Origin of the sequence: Nocardioides dokdonensis FR1436, assembly GCF_001653335.1 — a bacterium.
GTDB lineage: Bacteria > Actinomycetota > Actinomycetes > Propionibacteriales > Nocardioidaceae > Nocardioides > Nocardioides dokdonensis.
The window spans coordinates 2,337,081-2,356,539 of record NZ_CP015079.1; the positions used below are offsets into that span (position 1 = coordinate 2,337,081).

19 protein-coding genes are annotated in these 19,459 nt (G+C 70.7%); 16 read left to right on the forward strand and 3 right to left on the reverse strand.

What is annotated here, in order from left to right:
• Nucleotides 1–22: 22 nt before the first annotated feature.
• Nucleotides 23–877, reverse strand: coding sequence for a hypothetical protein (locus tag I601_RS11055; protein WP_068109455.1), 855 nt, complete (start codon nt 875–877; stop codon nt 23–25).
• Between the two features lie 565 nt (nt 878–1,442).
• Nucleotides 1,443–2,612 carry a hypothetical protein gene (locus I601_RS11060; RefSeq protein ID WP_157520073.1) on the reverse strand — a complete coding sequence of 390 codons (1,170 nt, stop codon included), beginning with the start codon at nt 2,610–2,612 and terminating at the stop codon, nt 1,443–1,445.
• Nucleotides 2,613–3,620: 1,008 nt separating this feature from the next.
• On the opposite strand from I601_RS11060, the gene I601_RS11065 reads away from it, so the two are divergent.
• The 14 genes from I601_RS11065 to prfB all read left to right on the forward strand — a co-directional run bounded on the left by I601_RS11065 (nt 3,621) and on the right by prfB (nt 15,886).
• Complete coding sequence (locus I601_RS11065; RefSeq protein ID WP_237089382.1) at nt 3,621–4,370, forward strand: CpaF family protein; 750 nt, start codon at nt 3,621–3,623, stop codon at nt 4,368–4,370.
• A gap of 2 nt (nt 4,371–4,372) precedes the next feature.
• Nucleotides 4,373–5,227: a type II secretion system F family protein gene (locus tag I601_RS11070; RefSeq protein ID WP_068109461.1), complete on the forward strand. Its 855-nt coding sequence runs from the start codon at nt 4,373–4,375 to the stop codon at nt 5,225–5,227.
• Entirely contained in the window at nt 5,224–6,165 is a 942-nt protein-coding gene (locus I601_RS11075) for a type II secretion system F family protein (protein WP_068109464.1), read from the forward strand. The genes I601_RS11070 and I601_RS11075 overlap by 4 nt, the downstream gene beginning before the upstream one ends.
• Before the next feature lie 22 nt (nt 6,166–6,187).
• Nucleotides 6,188–6,400, forward strand: a complete 213-nt coding sequence (locus tag I601_RS11080) for a hypothetical protein (protein ID WP_084527481.1) — start codon at nt 6,188–6,190, stop codon at nt 6,398–6,400.
• Entirely contained in the window at nt 6,400–6,801 is a 402-nt protein-coding gene (locus tag I601_RS11085; RefSeq protein WP_237089383.1) for a TadE/TadG family type IV pilus assembly protein, read from the forward strand. The genes I601_RS11080 and I601_RS11085 overlap by 1 nt, the downstream gene beginning before the upstream one ends.
• Nucleotides 6,798–7,238 carry a hypothetical protein gene (locus I601_RS11090; protein WP_068109468.1) on the forward strand — a complete coding sequence of 147 codons (441 nt, stop codon included), beginning with the start codon at nt 6,798–6,800 and terminating at the stop codon, nt 7,236–7,238. Before I601_RS11085 ends, I601_RS11090 begins: the two co-directional genes overlap by 4 nt.
• Nucleotides 7,235–7,705 (forward strand): pilus assembly protein TadG-related protein, encoded by a 471-nt coding sequence (locus tag I601_RS11095; protein WP_068109471.1) that lies wholly within the window; start codon nt 7,235–7,237, stop codon nt 7,703–7,705. The genes I601_RS11090 and I601_RS11095 overlap by 4 nt, the downstream gene beginning before the upstream one ends.
• A gap of 117 nt (nt 7,706–7,822) precedes the next feature.
• Nucleotides 7,823–9,343 (forward strand): GntP family permease, encoded by a 1,521-nt coding sequence (locus tag I601_RS11100; RefSeq protein ID WP_068109474.1) that lies wholly within the window; start codon nt 7,823–7,825, stop codon nt 9,341–9,343.
• A gap of 75 nt (nt 9,344–9,418) precedes the next feature.
• Nucleotides 9,419–10,732, forward strand: a complete 1,314-nt coding sequence (locus I601_RS11105) for a cation:proton antiporter (RefSeq protein ID WP_068109477.1) — start codon at nt 9,419–9,421, stop codon at nt 10,730–10,732.
• 100 nt (nt 10,733–10,832) lie between these two features.
• Nucleotides 10,833–12,140, forward strand: coding sequence for a CAP domain-containing protein (locus I601_RS11110; RefSeq protein WP_169834694.1), 1,308 nt, complete (start codon nt 10,833–10,835; stop codon nt 12,138–12,140).
• Between the two features lie 207 nt (nt 12,141–12,347).
• Nucleotides 12,348–13,559, forward strand: a complete 1,212-nt coding sequence (locus tag I601_RS11115) for a hypothetical protein (protein ID WP_157520079.1) — start codon at nt 12,348–12,350, stop codon at nt 13,557–13,559.
• A complete protein-coding gene (locus I601_RS11120) occupies nt 13,552–14,208 on the forward strand; it encodes a class F sortase (RefSeq protein WP_068109487.1) in 657 nt (218 codons plus the stop codon). Before I601_RS11115 ends, I601_RS11120 begins: the two co-directional genes overlap by 8 nt.
• A gap of 54 nt (nt 14,209–14,262) precedes the next feature.
• Entirely contained in the window at nt 14,263–14,733 is a 471-nt protein-coding gene (locus tag I601_RS11125) for a CAP domain-containing protein (protein WP_068109490.1), read from the forward strand.
• 34 nt (nt 14,734–14,767) lie between these two features.
• Complete coding sequence (prfB, locus tag I601_RS11130) at nt 14,768–15,886, forward strand: peptide chain release factor 2 (RefSeq protein ID WP_068109494.1); 1,119 nt, start codon at nt 14,768–14,770, stop codon at nt 15,884–15,886.
• 24 nt (nt 15,887–15,910) lie between these two features.
• On the opposite strand, the gene I601_RS11135 is transcribed toward prfB, so the two are convergent.
• Nucleotides 15,911–17,632 (reverse strand): fibronectin type III domain-containing protein, encoded by a 1,722-nt coding sequence (locus I601_RS11135; protein WP_068109496.1) that lies wholly within the window; start codon nt 17,630–17,632, stop codon nt 15,911–15,913.
• A gap of 114 nt (nt 17,633–17,746) precedes the next feature.
• Here I601_RS11135 and ftsE point away from each other — a divergent pair, with 114 nt between their 5' ends.
• Both ftsE and ftsX read left to right on the forward strand, forming a co-directional pair.
• Nucleotides 17,747–18,436, forward strand: coding sequence for a cell division ATP-binding protein FtsE (ftsE, locus tag I601_RS11140; RefSeq protein ID WP_068109500.1), 690 nt, complete (start codon nt 17,747–17,749; stop codon nt 18,434–18,436).
• Nucleotides 18,437–18,506: 70 nt separating this feature from the next.
• Nucleotides 18,507–19,421, forward strand: a complete 915-nt coding sequence (gene ftsX / locus I601_RS11145) for a permease-like cell division protein FtsX (protein ID WP_068109503.1) — start codon at nt 18,507–18,509, stop codon at nt 19,419–19,421.
• The last annotated feature ends 38 nt before the right edge of the window (nt 19,422–19,459 follow it).

The window sequence follows — 19,459 nt, forward strand, 5'->3', positions numbered from 1 at the left end:
CGTAAGGACGATGCGCCTCGGCTCAGCAGCGGGACAGCGTCTTCTCGATGGATGCGAAGTTCTTCTTCGACATCGTGGCGTCAGTCTCGTGCGAACGGTCCTTCAAGTCTTGCTTCAGCTTTTTGGCGCTCCGGCTCAGGGTGCGCAGGTCGGTCGTCGGTATGACGAAGTTCTCCTTGAGGGCGGCGCAGGGGTCCGCACCGTAGGAGTTCCAGTTGACGCCGACGGCCGGCCAGTAGCCAGTCCACATCTGCTGGGGGGCGTAGCTGTTTAGCGTGAACTCGCGGCTGAGCACGACCGGCTGCGCGGCGCCGTTTAGGTCGAGGCGGATGAGCGTGTTCAGCGAGACGCTGAGGTAGTCGCCGCTGGGGTCGGTCTCGGCCCTGGCGGTCAACTTCGGGCTGAGATAGGCGACGTCGTCGACCTCGACGCTTTCCGGAAACCTGGAGGCGACCGTCCCTTCCCACTCGAACGGCACGTCCCCTTGGCTCATCGTGTCCTCGAAGTTCGTGCGCAGCTGCTCCACGCTCTCGCCCGGCAGGACCGAGAGCACGCGGTCGAAGGCCGCGGCGGCGGGCAAGTCGCTCAGAGCCGGGTCGGTTGACCGCTGCATCAGGCGGATCAGCAGGTCCGTCATCACCTTGACGTCGGCGACGGTGAAGTCGTCGGGCGCCTCTGGCAACTTCAGCTCGTCCAGCGGCTTGGCGCGTCGGTCCGCCAGTCGGGAGAACTCCTGCCTCGCCTCGTCCAGGGGGGTCGCAGGCGAGGTTTTTTCTATCGTTGCGGTCTTCGGTTGGTCATCGCCTGTGCCACCGCACCCGGCAAGCGCCGCAGTCAGGATGAGCGTCGATGCCAGTGTCTTGTAGGCGCGAAACACCGCTTAGTCCTTCGTCTGTTCTTGTGCCGCCCGGTCGGGCGGGCTCAACCTATGTCAGGACCGCGACGCGCGGGCGCGAATACGCCGATGACGCCGGTTCGGTGCCGCATCGAGCGATCTGCCAATGGGCCGTCCGCTGGTCACCGAGTTCGTTGAGGCCATCGAGACAGCCCTTCGTGCTGTCGGTCGGATGGGGTCGGAGACCCTTCGCGGACGCTGACGAGAACGACCGTTTCTCGGCGGATCCGGACGCCTCTGCGCGGAGGGTCATCACACCTCAATCGCATAGGGGGCACACCGCTGCCACAGTTCGATCTTGTGAGACCGACCGTCTGAGATAACCACGGTCGGAACGCGTCCGATGAGTGACGATGTGACTGACGTGGAAGCAGTGAGAAGCCGGTGGCGGGGACGCCAACGTTTCTGCATCGACGCTCAACGCGTTCTGACTCGTGCGCGGGTGTGTCGCCGCGATGGCATGTTCGTGGAGCTTGGAACAGGCGCCGCGGGCAGCGCAAGCTCCATCCGGCACAAGCCGGGTCACAGCGGGGCGCGAGGTTTGATATCAGGCTGAGCCCCGAAGTGGATGAAGTACATGGTCGTCTGGACTCGCGAGATTGGGAAGCTTGTCAATCCAGCCGGCCATCTCTGCAGCGTTGAGCGGAAGATGAGCCCCGAAGCCGCGAAGTTCTGGGGCGCTCGACAGAGCGGTTCGTGCCTCGGCATCGGTGAGCAGCGCGTCGCAGTAGGCGTACGCGACCGCGAGGGCGTCGATGTCGGCGATGTGATTGGTTTTCCACCGGTGACCCGGGTTGCGGTGGTAGCGAGTCTTCATAGTGGTCGCGACCTGGATATGGGGCATCGCGGCCCAAAGAGCCACCATCTCGGTGTCCTTGGGAAGTTCGTGCGGGAGGCCGTCTTCTTCGCGTTGCTGGAGGTGGTGAATGAAAGCAGTCATTCCTTCGTGCGTGACCTCGCGGGCGAAGATGAGGTCGCGCAAGCGACCGCGTCGCCAGGACGGGTACTTCTCGAGGGTCGCTGAGGTCTCGAGCTCGAACGCCAGGCGGCTCTGGGCGCTGACTTGGAAGGTCTCAGGGGCGTAGCCACAGGCACGGAGGTCCGCAATCTCGGAGTCCTGCGGGCCTTCCAGCAGCTTGCGTTCCATGAAGTAGCGCATCTCGACCAACTGATTCTCGAACGCCTCGTCGCCGAGTTCCTCGCGCAGTTGTGCTTCGGTGTCTTCGCCAGTGATCTCGTTGAAGAACCTGAATCCACCGCTTCTGCCAAACGCCCACAGCGCTGAGTCCCCCAGGAGCGGCATCAAGGCGTAGCGCGGTGGCGTGCCATAGACCTTGTCGAGACCCGCCGCGATCTCCATTTCGACGATGGATGGCCGGCCGAGGAGATAGGTGAAGTCCGAGAGTTCCTCCATGACGTCCGCGACGTGACCGCGTTGGCGCGGGCTCGGGACCGAGTGCGCGACCTCCATAAAGTGGACTGCGGAGAGAGGGAACATCGCGCGACGATCTGCCTTTGCGCGGCGAGCCGCCGCCAGGAGGTCCGTGTACCCGGGGAGGACCGTGATGGGTCTGCCTGAGTCCATGACATGGCCGTCCGCTGCCCGGCTGGCCTTGGCAATTTCGATGTAATGGTTCAGGTCCAAGTAGACGAGCGAAACCGGTGGACGAGTGACACGCGCCCACACCAACTCGTCAGGTACAGGTGCTTTCAGCATGGCGACGAGAACGGTACGCCGAAAGCCTCAACCAGCGCCGCCGAATATGAGCCACGAGTCAGGCGGGTGTCGATCCGAGACTCGTGGCGATCATCCGCCCCCGGTTCGTCTGAGCCGAGCCCGGGTCGTGGACTACCTGCGCGATCCGACGCCGCCGTTCCCGGGCACCAGCACCTTGATTTGGCGTCTTCCGTGGCCGTGCAGACCTGTTCGACGACGGGGGTCAGGCTCGCAGCAAGTCGCTTCTTGATGCGTCCCACCGGGTCTGGAGCTTCCGTCCGGATGCAGTACAGCCGACCTTGCTGAGGACCGGCGTGTGTCGATCAGGGACTGCGCGAGACTGTGACCTGCGAAAACGCCGACGCCGTCTCCGGGTGGCGAGCAAGAAGCACGAGTCGGGTCAACGTTTCCGCATCGACGCTCAACGCGTCGCACGCGCGGCTCTCGGACCATACCGGCCCCACCACAGCAGCCAACTCGTTCGTGCCCCGGCACCCCAGCACCTCGATGGCTTTTGGTGGCCAGACCCGCCTGTCAATACGGCTCGGGCCACCCGGTCACCCACACCATCCCGCCAGCGCCTCCGCCCGCTATCTCATTGACTCAGGACCAGACTTCGACTCCTCAGCGCGGCGGGATCTGTTCGCATCTGAGCGGCCAATAGCGGGGCGAGCCCACCTGCACCGCGAAGAGGGTTCCGCCGGCATCCAGTAATCGTTGGATCGTGGCCGGAGGTCTCATCAATGTCGGGGTCGTCGAGTACCACCCCGTGAATGACGCCAGAATGTCGACACCCCATGGAACTTCGAACGATCGCGTTGCCGTTCGCAGGACACATGGCCTGCTTGCCCACTCCCCGGCACGAAGGGTCCGCACTGAGTCCGCGGACTGTCCGCAAGAAGTCGGTGATTGTCGATCGGTGTCAACACGCTTCGACGAATGTTCTTGCAGGTCAAGCCACATATTGCCTGATTAGCGCGATGGTGTGCGGACTACATCCGCAAGTTCGTGCTGCGGGCCGCGCGGCTCGACGACCTGGTCGAGCTCGGCAGCCTGACCCCGCAGGCGGCGGAGTTCCTGCACGCCTCGGTGCGCGCCGGGCTCAACATCCTGGTTTCCGGAGGGACGCAGGCGGGAAAGACGACGATGCTGAACTGCCTCGCGGCCGCGATCCCGGGCAGCGAGCGGGTGATCTCGGCGGAGGAGGTCTTCGAGCTGCGCTTCCCGCACCCCGACTGGGTGCCGCTGCAGACCCGGCAGGCCGGGCTCGAGGGCACCGGTGAGATCCGGCTGCGTGAGCTGGTCAAGGAGACGCTGCGGATGCGCCCGAGCCGGATCATCGTGGGGGAGGTGCGGGCCGAGGAGTGCCTCGACCTGGTGCTTGCTCTGAACTCGGGGCTCCCCGGCATGTGCACCCTGCACGCCAACTCCGCGCGCGAGGCGCTGGTGAAGATGTGCACCCTGCCGCTGCTGGCCGGCGAGAACATCGGGTCGCGCTTCGTGGTGCCGACGGTCGCCGCGTCGGTCGACCTGGTCGTCCACCTCGGCCTCGACCACCACGGCCGGCGCCACGTGGAGGAGATCGTGGCCGTTCCCGGCCGCACCGAGAACGACATCATCGAGGTCGAGCCGATCTTCCGGCGCAGCGGCGGGGAGCTGCGCCGCGCCAACGGGATGCCGCCGCGCACCGGGCTCTACGAGCGGCACGGCATCGATGTACGACGCCTGCTCGCGGTGGGCGCGGAGCAGGAGGTCTGAGCGTGGGCGCGCTGGTGGGCCTCGGGGTGGGCGTCGGACTGCTCCTGATCTGGTCAGCGTTCGCGATGCCGCGGCGACCGCGACCAGTCGCGACCGGGCCCGGCCGCACCGCACGGCTGCTGGGCTCGGCCGGGCTGGGCGGGGTGTCGGTGACCTCGTTCGTGCTGCTGTGCCTCGGCTGCGGAGCCGGTGTGGCGGTGCTGGTCCAGCTGGTCTCGGGCACGCCGCCGGTCGCCCTCGTCTTCGGCGTGCTCGCCGCCTACCTGCCCGTGACGGTGGTGGCGGCACGGGCGCGGCGTCGGCTGCGCGAGTTCGCCGAGGTGTGGCCCGAGGCGGTCGACAACCTGGCCTCGGCGGTGCGGGCCGGCATGTCGCTGCCCGACGCGCTGGCTGCCCTCGGCGGCCGCGGGCCCGAGCCGCTGCGCGCGGCGTTCGTGGCCTTCGCGCTGGACTACCAGGTGTCGGGGCGCTTCGGGGAGAGCCTCGACCGGCTCAAGGACCGGTTGGCCGACCCGGTCGGCGACCGGGTCGTCGAGGGGCTGCGCGTGGCCCGCGAGGTCGGCGGTGGCGAGCTCGGCCGGCTGCTGCGCAACCTGTCCGGCTACCTGCGCGAGGACTCCCGGACGCGCTCGGAGCTCGAGTCGCGCCAGGCCTGGACCGTCAACGGCGCCCGGCTCGCCGTGGCCGCGCCCTGGGTGGTGCTGCTGCTGATGTCGTTGCAGAGCGACGTGATCCGGCGCTATGCCTCGCCGACCGGCGTCGTGGTGCTCGCCGTGGGGGCCGGCCTGTGTGTCGTGGCCTACCGGTTGATGATGCGCATCGGTCGGCTGCCGACCGAGAGGCGGATCCTCTCGTGAGCCTGACGATGTGGGGCGCCCTGCTGGGCGCGACGACCGGTGCCGGGCTGCTGCTGGTGCTGGCCCGGCTCCGCGTGGTGCGGCGCCCGCAGCTGGCAGCCCGGGTGCTGCCCTACGTGCGCGACCTGCCGCAGGGCGTCGGACCGGGCGCTGCTCGGTCGACGGGGGCCGGGACGGAGCCGGTCGCTGTCGCGGTCTTCGGCCCGGTGCTGCGCTCGCTGGCCCGAAGCATCGAGCGGGTGCTCGGCGGCTCGGCCTCCGTGCGCCGCCGCCTGCACCGCGCGGGTCTGGACAGGACCGTCCACGAGTTCCGCATCGAGCAGGTCCAGTGGGGCCTGGTCGCCTTCGCGGTCGCGGCGGCCTGGGGACTGCTGCGCACGCTCGGCGATCCCGGTGCCGTGGTCAGCTCCGCACTGGTGTGCGCGCTGGCCTTCGTGGCCGGCGTGCTCGGGCGCGACCACCACCTCTCCGAGCAGGTCCACACCCGCGAGCGACGCATCCTGGCCGAGTTCCCCACCGTGGCCGAGCTGCTCGCCCTGGCGGTGGCCGCCGGGGAGAGCCCCGTCGGCGCCCTGGACCGGGTGGTCAGCCGCTCCGGTGGCGAGCTCTCGGCCGACCTCGCGCGGGTGCTGGCCGAGGTGCGCACCGGCGAGCCGGTCGGCGCCGCCTTCGACACCCTCGCCGCCAGCAGCGGGCTGCCGCTGGTGTCGCGCTTCGCGCAGGGCATCGCGACCGCCGTCGAGCGCGGCACCCCGCTGGCCGACGTGCTGCACGCCCAGGCCGCCGACGTCCGGGAGGCCGGTCGTCGCGAGCTCATCGAGTCCGCGGCCCGGCGCGAGGTGCTCATGATGGTGCCCGTCGTGTTCCTGGTGCTGCCCGTGACCATCCTCTTCGCCTTCTGGCCCGGCGTCGTCGGGCTCGACCTGACGACCCCATGACCCTCTCGGGAAAGGACACCCCATGATCACCCTCCTCGCGCACCGGTTGGTGCTGCTGTGGCTCGCCCTGGTCGCTCCGGCGCCGCACAGGTCCGCGCGACGCGACGAACGCGGCGACGTGCCCGGCTGGGTGCTGGTCACGGTGATGTCGGCCGGGATCGTGGTCGCCATCGGGTCGATCGCCCAGGACGAGCTCAGCCAGATGCTGCGCAACGCGCTGAACAAGGTGAAGTAGTGCTGCGGCTGCGCCACGACCGGCGCAGCACGGGCGCCCGGGGCGCAGCGATCGTCGACTTCGTCCTGGTGCTGGTGGTGCTCGTCCCGCTGGTCCTCGGCATCCTGCAGGTCTCGCTGGTGCTGCTGGTGCGCAACACCCTGGCCGCGGCCGCCGCCGACGGGGCCCGGTACGCCGCCACGGCCGGTCGCGGCGAGGCCGACGGGGCCGCCCGGACCCGCGACCAGATCGCCGGCGCGATCTCGGGCCGTTTCGCCCAGGACGTCTCGGCCCGCACGGTGCTGGTCGACGGGGCCCCCACCGTCGTGGTGACGGTGCGGGCCAGCGTGCCCGCGCTCGGCCTGGGCGGACCGGGCGTCGACATCCAGGTCGCCGGCCACGCGGTCGAGGAGGAGCAGTGAGCCGACCTCGCGACGAGGAAGGCAGCGCGCTCGTCGAGCTGGTCTGGCTCGGCATCCTGCTGCTGGTCCCGCTGCTGTGGATCGTGGTCAGCGTCTTCGACGTCCAGCGCGGCGCCTTCGGGACCGAGTCCGCGGCCCGCTCGGCGGCGCGGGCCTACGCCCTGGCGCCCGACGACGCGAGCGGCCGGGAGCGGGCCCACGCGGCGGCGCGGCAGGCCCTCGCCGACCAGGGGCTCGACGGGGCGCCGGTCGACGTCGAGGTGAGCTGCCGTGGGCTGGCCGACTGCCACAGCGGCACCTCCGTCATCACGGTGCGCGTCGGCTCCCGGGTCGACCTGCCCCTGATGCCGGACGTGCTCGGCGGGGGAGCGCCCAGCTTCGCGCTGTCCTCCAGCCACACCGTGCCCATCGGGCAGTACCAGGAGATCACCCGGTGAGGCGGCGCCGGCGCGGGCATCACAGCCGGGGTCGCGACGAGCGCGGCCAGGTGACGGTGCTGATCATCGGCTTTGCGTTCGTGCTCGCGCTGGGGGTGGCCGTCGTCGTCGACGCCAGCGCCGCCTACCTGCAGCGCTCGGGGCTCAGCACGCTCGCCGACGGCGCCGCGCTGTACGGCGCCGACGCGGGCGCCACCGGGGCGTCGACGTACACCGAGGGCGTCCCGGAGGGGCAGCTCGCGCTGGACGCCGACGTCGCGCGGGCCGGGGTGGCCGACTACCTGCGCAGCGTCGGCGCCTACGAGGAGTACCCCGGGCTCCGGGTGCTGATCCAGGTCGACCCGGCGCGGTCCGCCGTCGAGGTCCGCGTCTCCGCCCCGCTCGACCTGCCGCTGGGTTTGCCCGGTGCCCCGGAGTCCCCGACCGTCTCCGCCGAGGGATCGGCCGTCTCCGACGTGGAGCGGTAGTCACCACATGTTCACGCGCTGACTGTGTGCGGCAGGCACATATCGACACCGAGTCGCAGTGCGTAACGTGCCTCACATGATAGAGACCCTCATCACACCTGCCCCCGGACAGCGCCCATGATCGGGCTCGCCGGCATCATCCTGTCGCTGGTCCTGCTGATCGTCTTCGCCTACCGCGGCGTCAACGTGATCATCCTGGCCCCGCTGATGGCGCTGCTCGCCACCGCGTTCGCAGGCGGACTGCCCATGCTGGCCACCTACACCCAGGTGTTCATGCCAGCGCTGGGCAACTACCTGATCACCTACTTCCCGCTGTTCCTCCTCGGCGCCCTCTTCGGCAAGCTCATGGACGACAGCGGAGCGGCCCGGGCGATCGCGTACTTCATCGTCGAGAAGCTCGGCGACACCAAGGCGATCCTGGCGATCGTCCTGGCCTGCGGCATCCTCACGTACGGCGGCGTCTCGCTGTTCGTGGTCGCCTTCGCGGTCTTCCCGATCGCCGCGGCGCTCTTCCGTGAGGCCGGGGTGCCCAAGCGGCTGATCCCCGCGACGATCGCGCTGGGCTCGTTCACCTTCACGATGACCGCGCTCCCGGGCACGCCGCAGATCCAGAACGCGATCCCGGCGCCCTTCTTCGGCACCAACGCCTTCGCGGCGCCCGGGCTGGGCATCATCGCCGCGCTCATCATGTTCGGCGGCGGCACCGCGTGGCTGATGTACCGCGCCAAGCGGCTGACCGCCGCGGGCGAGGTCTACCTGCCCGAGGAGGCCCCCAAGGGCGGTGGTCTGCTCAGCCGCTTCAGGGGCAAGAAGACCGATCGCGACGCGCCGTCCGGTGCCGTCGACCAGGCCGGCCCGATCCCGGGTGGCTCCGGCACCGCCACCGCCACGGCCACCACCACGGAGCCGGTGGCGGTCGACCAGTCGACGCTGCCCCGGCCCAGCGTGCTCATCGCCTTCCTGCCGATCTTCGTCGTCATCGCCCTCAACTACGTGCTGGTCACCTGGGTCTTCCCGGCGATGGACACCGACTACCTGTCCGGCGACGCCTACGGCAACACCGACATCGACACCGTCGGTGGCATCTGGGCGATCGTGGTCGCCCTGGTGGTCTCCTGCCTGTTGGTCGTCGCGACCAACGTGAGCCGCTTCGGTGACGTCAAGGAGTCGGTCAACTCCGGCACGATGGGGTCGTTCCTGCCGATCTTCAACACCGCCAGCGAGGTCGGCTACGGCGCCGTCATCGCCTCGCTGCCGGCCTTCCGCACGGTGCGCGACTCCGTGCTGGGCATCTCCAACAACCCGGTCATCTCCCTGGCCGTCGCCGTCAACGTGCTGGCCGGCATCACCGGCTCCGCGTCGGGCGGCATGAGCATCGCGCTGCAGACGCTGGGCGAGCAGTTCCGCGGCCTGGCCGACGCCCAGGGCATCAGCCTCGAGCTGATGCACCGGGTCACCGTGCTCGCTGCCGGTGGCTTCGACGCCCTGCCGCACAACGGCGCGGTCGTCACCGTCCTCGCGATCTGCGGGCTCACCCACCGCCAGTCCTACAAGGACATCTTCGTGGTGGCCGTCGCCATCCCGCTGGTGGCGCTGGTCGTCGTCATCACGCTGGGCACCGCCTTCGGCGGCTTCTGACCCACAGGTCGTGCCCCTCACCGTGGCCTCGGGGCCACGCTGGGGGGCACGACTGCGTCCCGGTAGTTTCACGACGTGACCGCCGACCTCGTCTACCTCGTGGCCGGCGCCAGCCTGCTGCTGGCCATCGTGCTCCCCAGCAGCCTGAGCAGGCTGCCGCTCACCTCTCCGATGGTGCTGGTCGCCGTCGGGATGCTGCTGGGCGCGACCTCGTTGCCCGACGACCTGCCCCTGAGTCCGCAGGACAACCGGGCCGCGATCGAGCACATCACCGAGATCACCGTCCTGGTCGCCCTGATGGGCGTCGGCCTCGCGCTGGACCGGCCGTTCGACCCGCGCCAGCGGGCCTCGCGCCGCGCCTGGTCGCCGACCTGGCGGCTGCTGGCCATCGCGATGCCCCTCTCGATCGCCGGCGTGGCCCTGCTCGGCTGGTGGGCCGGTCTGGCCCCTGCCGTGGCGATCCTGCTCGGCGCGGTCCTGGCGCCGACCGACCCGGTGCTGGCCTCCGACGTCCAGGTCGGCGGCCCGGCGACGCACGCCCTCGACGAGGTCGATGACTGCGCCCCGATCGACGAGGACGACGAGGTCCGCTTCGCGCTGACCGCCGAGGCCGGGCTCAACGACGGCCTGGCGTTCCCCTTCGTCTACCTCGCGGTCCTGGTGGCCGGCGGCGGCGCCCTCGGCGCCACGACCCTGGAGTGGCTGGGCTGGTATCTGCTGGGCAAGACCGTCATCGGCGTCGTGGTCGGCGTGGCGGTCGGCTGGGTGCTGGCGCGGCTCGCCTTCCGGGCGTCCAGCCCCGCGCTCCGGGTCGCCGACCGCGGGGAGCCGCTGCTGGCGGTGGCGGCGCTGGCGACGTCGTACGGCGCCGCCGAGGCGCTGGGCGGCTACGGGTTCCTGGCCGTCTTCGCGTGCGCGATGACCTTCCGCGCCTCCGAGCGCCGCCACGACTACCACCGCGCCATGCACGAGGTCGTCGAGCGGCTCGAGCGGCTGCTCACGCTCTTCGTGCTGCTGGTCCTCGGCATCGCCCTCACCCGCGGCCTCCTCGAGGCGCTGGACTGGCGCGGCGTGACGATCGGCCTCGGGCTGGTCCTGGTGATCCGACCGCTCGCGGCCTACCTCGCCCTCAGCGTTCTCCCAGTGCCGGCGGGGGAGCGCGGCGGGCTGACCCGGGCCGAGCGCAGCGCGACCGCCTTCTTCGGGGTCCGCGGCGTCGGGTCGCTGTTCTACCTCGCCTACGCCGCCGGCCAGGTCGACGCGTTCGGCCAGCCCTGGCTGTGGTCCACGGTCGGCTTCACCATCGTCGCCTCGGTGCTCGTGCACGGCGCCGCCTCCGGCTGGGTGATGAAGCGGCTCGAGGGCCAGCCCCGCGTGACGTCTCGCTAGACCGCGCTGGCTCGCGTCGTCGAGGAGCCCGCCTCCGATACGGCCGGAGCTGTTCACGGGATCGCCGGACGCGGCCTCTCGGCGGGTGCATCATCTTCGCGTGAACCGTGATCGTCGCCTCGCTCTCGCTGCCCTCGCGCTGACCGCGGGACTTGTCGCACTCGTACCGGTGGCCTCCAACGCCGGGCACCCGGCCGGTGCGGCGCAGGAGACCGCCCAGCAGCGCGTCCCTGCGACCGCCTCCCGTGCGGAGGTGCGGCGCGACTACCTGGACGTCTGGCTCCCGCTGCAGAAGATACCGACGACCTGGACCGGTGGGGACGTGGCCACCTGCCAGGAGGGGCGCACGGGGGGACAGACCCAGCAGGGCATCCTCGACGCCGTCAACTACGCCCGTGACCTGGCCGGTCTCGGCCCCGTCGTCATGAACGCCGCCTGGTCGGCGAAGGCGCAGAAGGCCGCGCTGATGATGCATGCCGCCAACCGGCTCAGCCACTCTCCCGACCCGGGGTGGCCGTGCTGGAGCGAGGAGGGGTCCGAGGCCGCGGGACGGTCGAACCTCTACCTCGGCCGCACCGGGGTCCCCTCCATCGGCGGCTACCTCGATGACCCGGGGAGCAACAACGCGGCGGTGGGGCACCGGTCGTGGATCCTCGATCCGGACATCGTCCGGGTGGGCGCTGGCAGCACGAGCGGCGCGAACGCGCTGTGGGTGGTGGACACGCAGTGGCCCTCCAGCGGCCACACCGAGCCCGTCACCTGGCCCACCGCAGGCTGGTTCCCCCGTCCGCTGCTTCCGATCTCGGGCCGGTGGTCGCTGTCCACCGTGCCGGCGGACCCCCGCAGCCTCGAGTCGGCCGTGGTGCACGTGAGCGTCGACGGCGGGCCACGCGTCCTCGCCGACGTCGAGTACAGGTCGCGGAGCCGGGTGGTCTACGCCGTCCCCGGCCTCGGCTCGAACGTGGGCGACCGACGGGTGGTGGTCAGCATCTCGGGCGTGGAGCTCGACGAGGCGCCCACTGCGGACATCGGCTACGAGGTGAGGCTGCTCGACCCGGACCAGGCAGCGCCGACTCCGACGCCCACCACGAGCCCCAGCCCCTCTCCGACGGTGACACCCACAGCCACCACCCCGACCGCGGCCGGGCGGGTCGGCATCCGGGGCCGGGCGCGGCCCCGGTCCACGCTCCGGGCGAAGGTGCCGACCTTCGACCCGTCGAGCAGCGTGGTGTCCCTGCAGTGGTTGAGCGACGGCAAGGAGCTGCGCGGTCGCACCGGTCCTCGGCTGGTGCTGCGGGGGCGCGACGTCGGCCACCGGATCTCGCTCCAGGTGACCGCGGTCCACGAGGTCGACGGCTCGACCGAGGAGACGGTCGTGGTCAGCACCGCGAAGGTGGTCCGTCGCTGATCCAGCTGCAGACTGCGAGCAGGCACCCCTACGAACCCCTGACGTACGGGATCGAGAACCGCACTTTCTCCCCACAAGTGAATGCGTGAAAACAACCTTGGGGGGTGGTTTTCACCCCTGGTCGGGGGGCAGGAAGGGCCAGTCAACATCGGCGCGCTCGGGGTGCCGGACCTCATGGCTGATCGGCCCGACCACAGGAGAACCATCATGCGCACGACCACTGCCGTCCCCGCTCCCTGGCGCCGCCGTGCGCCGGGTGCCGTTGCTGTGCTGGCCGCGCTCGCGCTCGGTCCGGCCGCCGTGGCTGCTCCGGCGGCTGCTGATCCCGGCGGTGGCAACGGGAAGGGGAGTGCCTCGGCCCAGCCGGGGCAGGGCGACAAGGGCAAGACCCAGGGGCAGGGTGACAAGAACAAGAACAAGAACAACAGCAAGAGCAACGGCAAGAGCAACGGCAACGGGCCGGGCGCCAACAGTGCCGGCGGCAACAGCAACGGCAACGGCAACGGCAACGCCACCGGCCCCGGCGCGAACAGCAACGGCAACGGGCCGGGCGCGAACAGTGCCGGCGGCAACGGCAACAGCAACAGCAACAGCAACAGCAACGACGGCGCCACCGGCCCCGGCGCGAACAGCAACGGCAACGCCGGCGGCAACGGCAAGGGCAAGGGCAAGGGCAAGGGCAAGGACGGGGACCCGGCCGGCAACAACGGCACGGTGAAGATCTCCTACACCGGCGACCGGGCGACCCCCGACAACAACCCGCACCCCGGGTGCACGTTCCTCGTCGAGTGGTACGGCTTCGGCCCCGACGCGACGTCGGACGTCACCTTCGCCATGCAGGCGCCGACCAGCGACGCCACCCTCTCCGTCGTGCAGGGCAAGCTGGACAACGTGCAGCTCGACGGCGACGACGCCAGCGGCGCCGGCACCGAGACCGGGCTCGACCACTCCGAGGCATACACCCTGCAGTTCGAGGGCGAGCCGCACCCGAAGCAGGGCTACCACGTGAAGCTGACGGCTGCCACTGAGTGGTCGCAGGGCAACGACACCAAGAGCAAGGTCTTCTGGGTGGCCCCCTGCACGGCGGACCGCGACGGCTCGGGCGCCAGCGAGGGCGACGAGAGCACGACCGCCGGGTCGGACGAGACCGGCGCGGAGGCGGACAGCGGGGTGCTGGGCACCCAGGCCAGCGCCGGTACGGCCGTGGGCGGCTCGAGCGAGGGCTCGCAGGACACGGCCGCGGTCGACGCCGGCTCCGACACCGGTGCTGGCAGCGACGTGCCCTCCGCCGTCGACGCCGGTGCCTCCGGCAGCTCGGTGTCGGACTTCGTGCGCTCCCCGCTGCCGCTGCTCCTCGTGGGGCTCGGGGCACTGCTGGCGCTGGGCGCGGTGATCGCCCGACGTCGCACACATGGCTGAGACGTCGCCCGCACGCCGTACGACGTCGTGGGTGCTCACCGCCGCCGCGGTCGTGCTGGTCGGCGCGGGCATCGTGACCTGGCGTGAGCAGGAGCCCACCCCCGCCGGTGCGTCCGAGGAGGGCGCGTCGGCGGTGGGGGAGCGTGCCCTGGTGTCCGAGGCCGAGCTCCCGCGACCCCGTCGGCTGGCCCGTGTGCCCGGGAGCCCTCGGCGCCTCCGGGTGCCCGCCCTCGAAGTGGATGTGCCCGTCGTCGCCGTCGGCACGCGCCGAGACACGCTCATCCCGCCGACCGACCCCCAGCAGGTCGGCTGGTGGGGCGAGGGAGCCAAGCCGGGCGCCGCCACCGGCCGGGCGCTCCTGGCCGGGCACACCGTCAGCTCGGGTGGCGGGGCGCTCGACGACCTCGAGACCTTGGTCGAGGGTTCCGAGGTCGTCGTGACCGGGGACCGGGGCCAGGTCGACTACGAGGTGCTCTCGGTGCGCACCTTCGGCAAGGGGCGCCTCGCCCAGCAGTCCGAGCGGCTCTTCCGGCAGCGTGGCCCCGGGCGGCTGGTCCTGCTGACCTGCGAGGACTGGGACGGGGAGCGGTACCTGAGCAACGTCGTGGTCGTGGCCCGGCCGACCGGTCGGTCGTCGGCTGGATCGTGACCAGGGGGTGCAAGGGCTCGCCGGTGCCCCACGGTCTGGCCTACCCTGCTGGTCATGTCCAGCCGCCCCCTCCCCTCCGCCACCTGGCGGGCGACGGTGGTCGTGGCGGTCGTGGCGGCGGTGCTGCTCACCCTGGTCCCGCCCGTCTCGGCCAAGACGGCCGCCGGGTTCCAGGGTGGTGTCCGCTCGAGGACCAACGCGGTCCGGGTGGAGCGTGACCTTCCCCAGCTCCGCAAGGAGTCGTGCGTGCAGAAGTACGCGGCGCGACAGGCGCGGCGGATGGCGAAGCAGGGGAAGATGTTCCACCAGGACCTCAAGCCCGTCCTGCGGAACTGCTCCCTGACGTCGGTCGGCGAGAACGTCGCCTACGGCTACTCGTCCGCGACCGACGTGCTGAAGGCGTGGATGGACTCAGCACCCCACCGGGCCAACATCGTGAAGAAGCGCTACCGCCTGCTGGGGGTGGGGGCCCGCAAGAGCGCGTCGGGCACGTGGTACCTGGCCCAGGTCTTCGGCCGCAAGTAGGAACCCCTCGGCGGGGTGCGTAGTCTTATCGACTGTGGCAGGCACTGATTACGACCTCGAGATCAAGCAGCTCCAGGCGACCATGCGCACGATCGAGCAGGTGCTCGACATCGACGCCATGCGCCAGGAGATCGTGGACCTCGGCGAGCAGGTGGGCGCCGCGGACCTCTGGGACGACCAGGAGAACGCCACCCGCGTGACCGGGCGCCTCTCCCTGCTGCAGGGCCAGGTCGACCGCTTCGCCGAGCTCTCGAGCCGCATCGAGGACCTCGAGGCCCTCGTCGAGCTCGGGGTCGAGGAGGGTGACGCCGACTCGATGGCCGAGGCCGAGCGCGACCTGGTGAAGATCAAGAAGTCGGTCGAGCAGCTCGAGGTACGCACCCTGCTCTCGGGCGAGTACGACGTCCGCGAGGCGCTGATCACGATCCGCGCCGGCGCCGGTGGCGTCGACGCCGCCGACTTCGCCGAGACGCTGATGCGGATGTACACGCGCTGGGCCGAGCAGCACAAGTACCCCGTCGACGTCTTCGACACCTCCTACGCCGAGGAGGCCGGCTTGAAGTCGGCCACCTTCGCCGTGCGCGCGCCGTACGCCTACGGCACCCTCTCGGTCGAGGCCGGCACCCACCGCCTGGTGCGGATCAGCCCCTTCGACAACCAGGGCCGCCGCCAGACCTCCTTCGCCGCGGTCGAGGTCGTGCCCGTCTTCGAGCAGACCGACGCCATCGAGGTCCCCGACGAGGAGATCCGCACCGACGTCTACCGCTCGGGCGGTCCCGGTGGGCAGTCGGTCAACACCACCGACTCGGCGGTGCGCCTGACGCACATCCCGACCGGCATCGTCGTGTCCTGCCAGAACGAAAAGTCGCAGCTGCAGAACAAGGCCAGCGCCATGGTGGTGCTCAAGGCCAAGCTGCTGGCGCGCAAGAAGGCCGAGGAGAAGGCCCACCTCGACGAGATGCGCGGTGACGTGCAGGCCTCGTGGGGCGACCAGATGCGCAACTACGTGCTGAACCCCTACCAGGTCGTCAAGGACCTGCGGACCTCCTACGAGGTCGGCAACCCGCAGGCGGTCTTCGACGGCGACATCGACGGCTTCCTCGAGGCCGGCATCCGCTGGCGGATGGGGGCCGAGAAGGCCGGCGCGAGCTGACGCGTCGGCCCCCTCGGGGCCCGGTCAGCGGGCGCGCACGGACCGCGACATCGCCGAGGCCGCACCCTGGCCGGCGCTGTTGACCGCCACCACCGTGAAGGCCCACCGGCCACGCGGCATCAGGTACTGCACCTTGCGCGTCGTCGACGGCTCCTCCGCGGTGCGGGTCTGCCTCACCTGACCGCGCTTGTCGACCTTGTGCGCCGACACCTCGTACGCCGTCACCGCGGCACCGCCGTCGTCGGCCGGTGCGCTCCAGCTGATCTTGATGGTGAGCGGCTTGCCGCGCCGACCCGGCCTGGCCTTGCCGATCGTGGGCGCATCCGGCGCGGTCACCTCCGGCTCGGGCTCCGGCTCGGGCTCCGGCTCGGGGTCCGGCCCGTAGCCGCACCCGGTGACGGCGAGGTCGTAGAAGCCCAGGCTGCCGTAGTCGCTGTACCCGGTGGAGGGCGTGCCGTGACCCACCCCGTCGACGGCGGCGAAGAGCTCCTGCCCGGACGCCGAGTGGGTCAGCGCGGCGCCCATCCCCGAGGCCGTCTCGCCGTCGCCCGTGCCGGCCGGCGGGTTCGACGTGGCGAGCGCGGGACCCGAGGCCGGCAGCAGCCGGAGCTCGATGTCGAGGTCGGGGCTCGTCGAGGTCGGCGTCGCGGTGACGCTGACCGAGCCGGAGCAGGTGCCCAGCCGGTACACGTCGACGTCGGTGCGCGTCGAGATGACCCCGCGCGTCGCGGTCAGCGCTGCAGCCGTGGCCGGGGTGCCGCCCGCGTCGTCGGCGCGCATCGGTGCGCCGTTGGCGGCGATGTCGACGAGGTCGTCGCCCTTGTTGTCGGCGCCGGGGTAGTCGCCGTTGCTCCACTGGGTGATGGGTGCGTAGCCCGAGCCCATGATGGGTGCCCAGAGGCCGTTGCCGGCGTCGTACTCCTCGGAGGCGTTCCCGTCGTGGTCCAGGCCGAGGTTGTGACCCACCTCGTGGGAGATGGTCTCGGTGATGTTGAAGACGTCCGAGGACTCGGCGGTGAACGTCAACGCGGGCTGGTAGTAGGCGTGCCCGCTGGTCTCGTCGAAGACGTCCAGGAACCCGACGCCGGAGCAGGTGCTGCCGGGGCAGATGGTGTCGAGCGCCTCGCGGTCGCCGGTGACGAGCGCCGTCGTGCCGTAGACCTGGTCGCCCGGTCCGGCCCGGTCGATGGCTCCGGGGGCAGGGGGCTGCGTGGTCACGTCGACGGCGAACGGTGCGTAGTCCTCGGCCACGCGCTGCCACACCGTCTGGATCAGCGCGTGCTCCTCGGCGTTGAAGGTCGAGTAGCTGCCGTCCAGCGAGAATCCGAGCAGCGGTGAGGTCTTCAGGCCCTGGTCGTTCCACCCGGTGCCGGTGACCGTGGCGCCGTCGAAGTCGAGGTAGATGGTGCGCTGGGCGCCGGGGAAGCTGTGCAGCAGGAACGTCTGGCTCTGCGGCAGCGACGCCTTCGGCGGTGTCGCGCCGGAGTCGGGTCGGGCGACTCGACGGTCGCGGAAGAAGACCCGGCCGCTCGAGCTCAGCGCGGCGGTGTCGTCCTCGGCGAGGAGGCGACGCAGCGCCGCGGGAGTCATGTCGTTGACCCGGGCGGCGTCCTCGAGCAACCGGTCGCCGTCCGGCGCGGGAGCGGCCGAGCCCGCGGCGCCGGCCGCGGGGAGCGCCAGTGCCGCGGCGAGGGCGGCGGCGAGGGCGGCGAGCAGTGGACGGGAACGACCTGGGGGGCGGCGCATCGATCGACGCTAGGTCGATCCTGGGGGCGGCGCGGGTGGTTCGGCCCAGGCGGTCCCACTGGTCTGGTCAGGCGCGGTGCCCGGGTTCAGAGGCCCTGGCGTAATCTCGGTCGGGTGATTCGCTTCGAGAAGGTCACCAAGACCTACCCCGGTGCCGGAGGGCATGCCCTCGACGAGGTGTCGGTCGACGTCGAGAAGGGCGAGTTCGTCTTCCTCGTCGGCAGCTCGGGGTCGGGCAAGTCCACCGCGCTGCGACTGATCCTGCGCGAGAGCCGGCCCACGTCGGGCCGGGTCTACGTGGCGGGCAAGGAGATCAACCGGCTGGCGGGCTGGAAGGTGCCACGGCTGCGCCGCCAGATCGGCACCGTCTTCCAGGACTTCCGGCTGCTGCCGTCCAAGACCGTGGCGGAGAACGTCGCCTTCGCGATGCAGGTCACCGGCCACTCGCCGAAGGAGGTCCGGGCCCTGGTGCCCGAGACGCTCGAGCTCGTGGGTCTCGACACCAAGGCCGACCGGATGCCTGACGAGCTGTCCGGCGGTGAGCAGCAGCGGGTCGCGATCGCGCGTGCGTTCGTCAACCGGCCGATGATCCTGATCGCCGACGAGCCGACCGGCAACCTGGACCCCACCACGTCGGTGGGCATCATGAAGCTGCTGGACCGCATCAACCGCACCGGCACCACGGTGGTGATGGCCACCCACGACCACGGCATCGTCGACCAGATGCGCAAGCGGGTCATCGAGCTCGACCACGGCAAGGTCATCCGGGACCAGGCGCAGGGCGCCTACGGCTTCCAGCACTGATCCCGGCCGGACCGCGCGAGCCTCCGACCCCTCCTCCCGAATCTTCGACAGGCAAGAGAGCCCCTCCTCCATGCGCTACGTCTTCTCCAACCTCGGCCAGGGGCTGCGTCGCAACCTCTCGATGCACCTGGCGGTGATCCTGACCCTCTTCGTCTCGCTCACGCTGGTCGGCGCGGGCGCGCTGCTGAACCGGCAGGCGGAGAAGACCAGCGACCAGCTCGGCAGCGAGCTCGAGATCACGGCGTACCTGTGCCGCGACAGCGACCCCAACCAGAGCTGTCAGGGCGAGGTCACGGGCGCGGAGAAGAAGCGCATCATCCAGGCGGTCGAGGACAACCCCGAGGTCGCGTCCTACCGCCTGGAGTCCCAGGAGACCGCCTTCGAGAAGGTCAAGGAGCTGTACGGGCCCGAGGAGGCCGACCGCTTCGAGGGCCCCAACGCGATCCTGACCGCCGAGGACCTGCCCGAGTCGATCTGGATCACGCTGGAGAACCCAGCGGAGTTCGAGGGGATCACCTCGGCGATCGTCGGTCTCGACGGCGTCGCCAAGCTGGTCGACCAGCGCGAGACGGCCGGCAAGATCATCAACACGATGGAGGCGATGCAGCGCGCGGCGCTCGGCATCGCCCTGCTGCTGGTGATCTCGGCGCTGCTCCTGGTGGCCAACACGATCCGGCTCGCCGCGTTCGCGCGGCGCCGCGAGATCGGGATCATGCGCCTGGTGGGCGCCTCCACGCTCTACATCGCGCTGCCGTTCCTGCTGGAGGCGCTGGTCACCGCGGCCATCAGCGTGGTGCTCGCCGGCGGTGCGCTGGCCGGGTTCCAGTACTTCGGGATCGAGCAGCGCTTCAGCGGCTACCTGGAGTTCATCCCGTGGGTCGGCTGGGACGACTACCTGGTCGCCCTGGGCGTGGTGGCGGTCCTCGGCCCCATCCTGACGCTGCTGCCGACACTCGCGCTGACCCGCAAATACATCAAAGTCTGACCGCGGCGCCGTACCGTCGTCTCGACTCTCTTCCCCGA

Excerpts from the sequence above, each read along its gene's own strand:
- I601_RS11060 (WP_157520073.1), bottom strand. The coding sequence starts at position 2,612 with ATGCTGAAAGCACCTGTACCTGACGAGTTGGTGTGGGCGCGTGTCACT.
- I601_RS11080 (WP_084527481.1), top strand. The coding sequence starts at position 6,188 with ATGATCACCCTCCTCGCGCACCGGTTGGTGCTGCTGTGGCTCGCCCTG.
- I601_RS11100 (WP_068109474.1), top strand. The coding sequence starts at position 7,823 with ATGATCGGGCTCGCCGGCATCATCCTGTCGCTGGTCCTGCTGATCGTC.
- I601_RS11115 (WP_157520079.1), top strand. The coding sequence starts at position 12,348 with ATGCGCACGACCACTGCCGTCCCCGCTCCCTGGCGCCGCCGTGCGCCG.
- I601_RS11120 (WP_068109487.1), top strand. The coding sequence starts at position 13,552 with ATGGCTGAGACGTCGCCCGCACGCCGTACGACGTCGTGGGTGCTCACC.
- I601_RS11125 (WP_068109490.1), top strand. The coding sequence starts at position 14,263 with ATGTCCAGCCGCCCCCTCCCCTCCGCCACCTGGCGGGCGACGGTGGTC.
- I601_RS11135 (WP_068109496.1), bottom strand. The coding sequence starts at position 17,632 with ATGCGCCGCCCCCCAGGTCGTTCCCGTCCACTGCTCGCCGCCCTCGCC.
- ftsX (WP_068109503.1), top strand. The coding sequence starts at position 18,507 with ATGCGCTACGTCTTCTCCAACCTCGGCCAGGGGCTGCGTCGCAACCTC.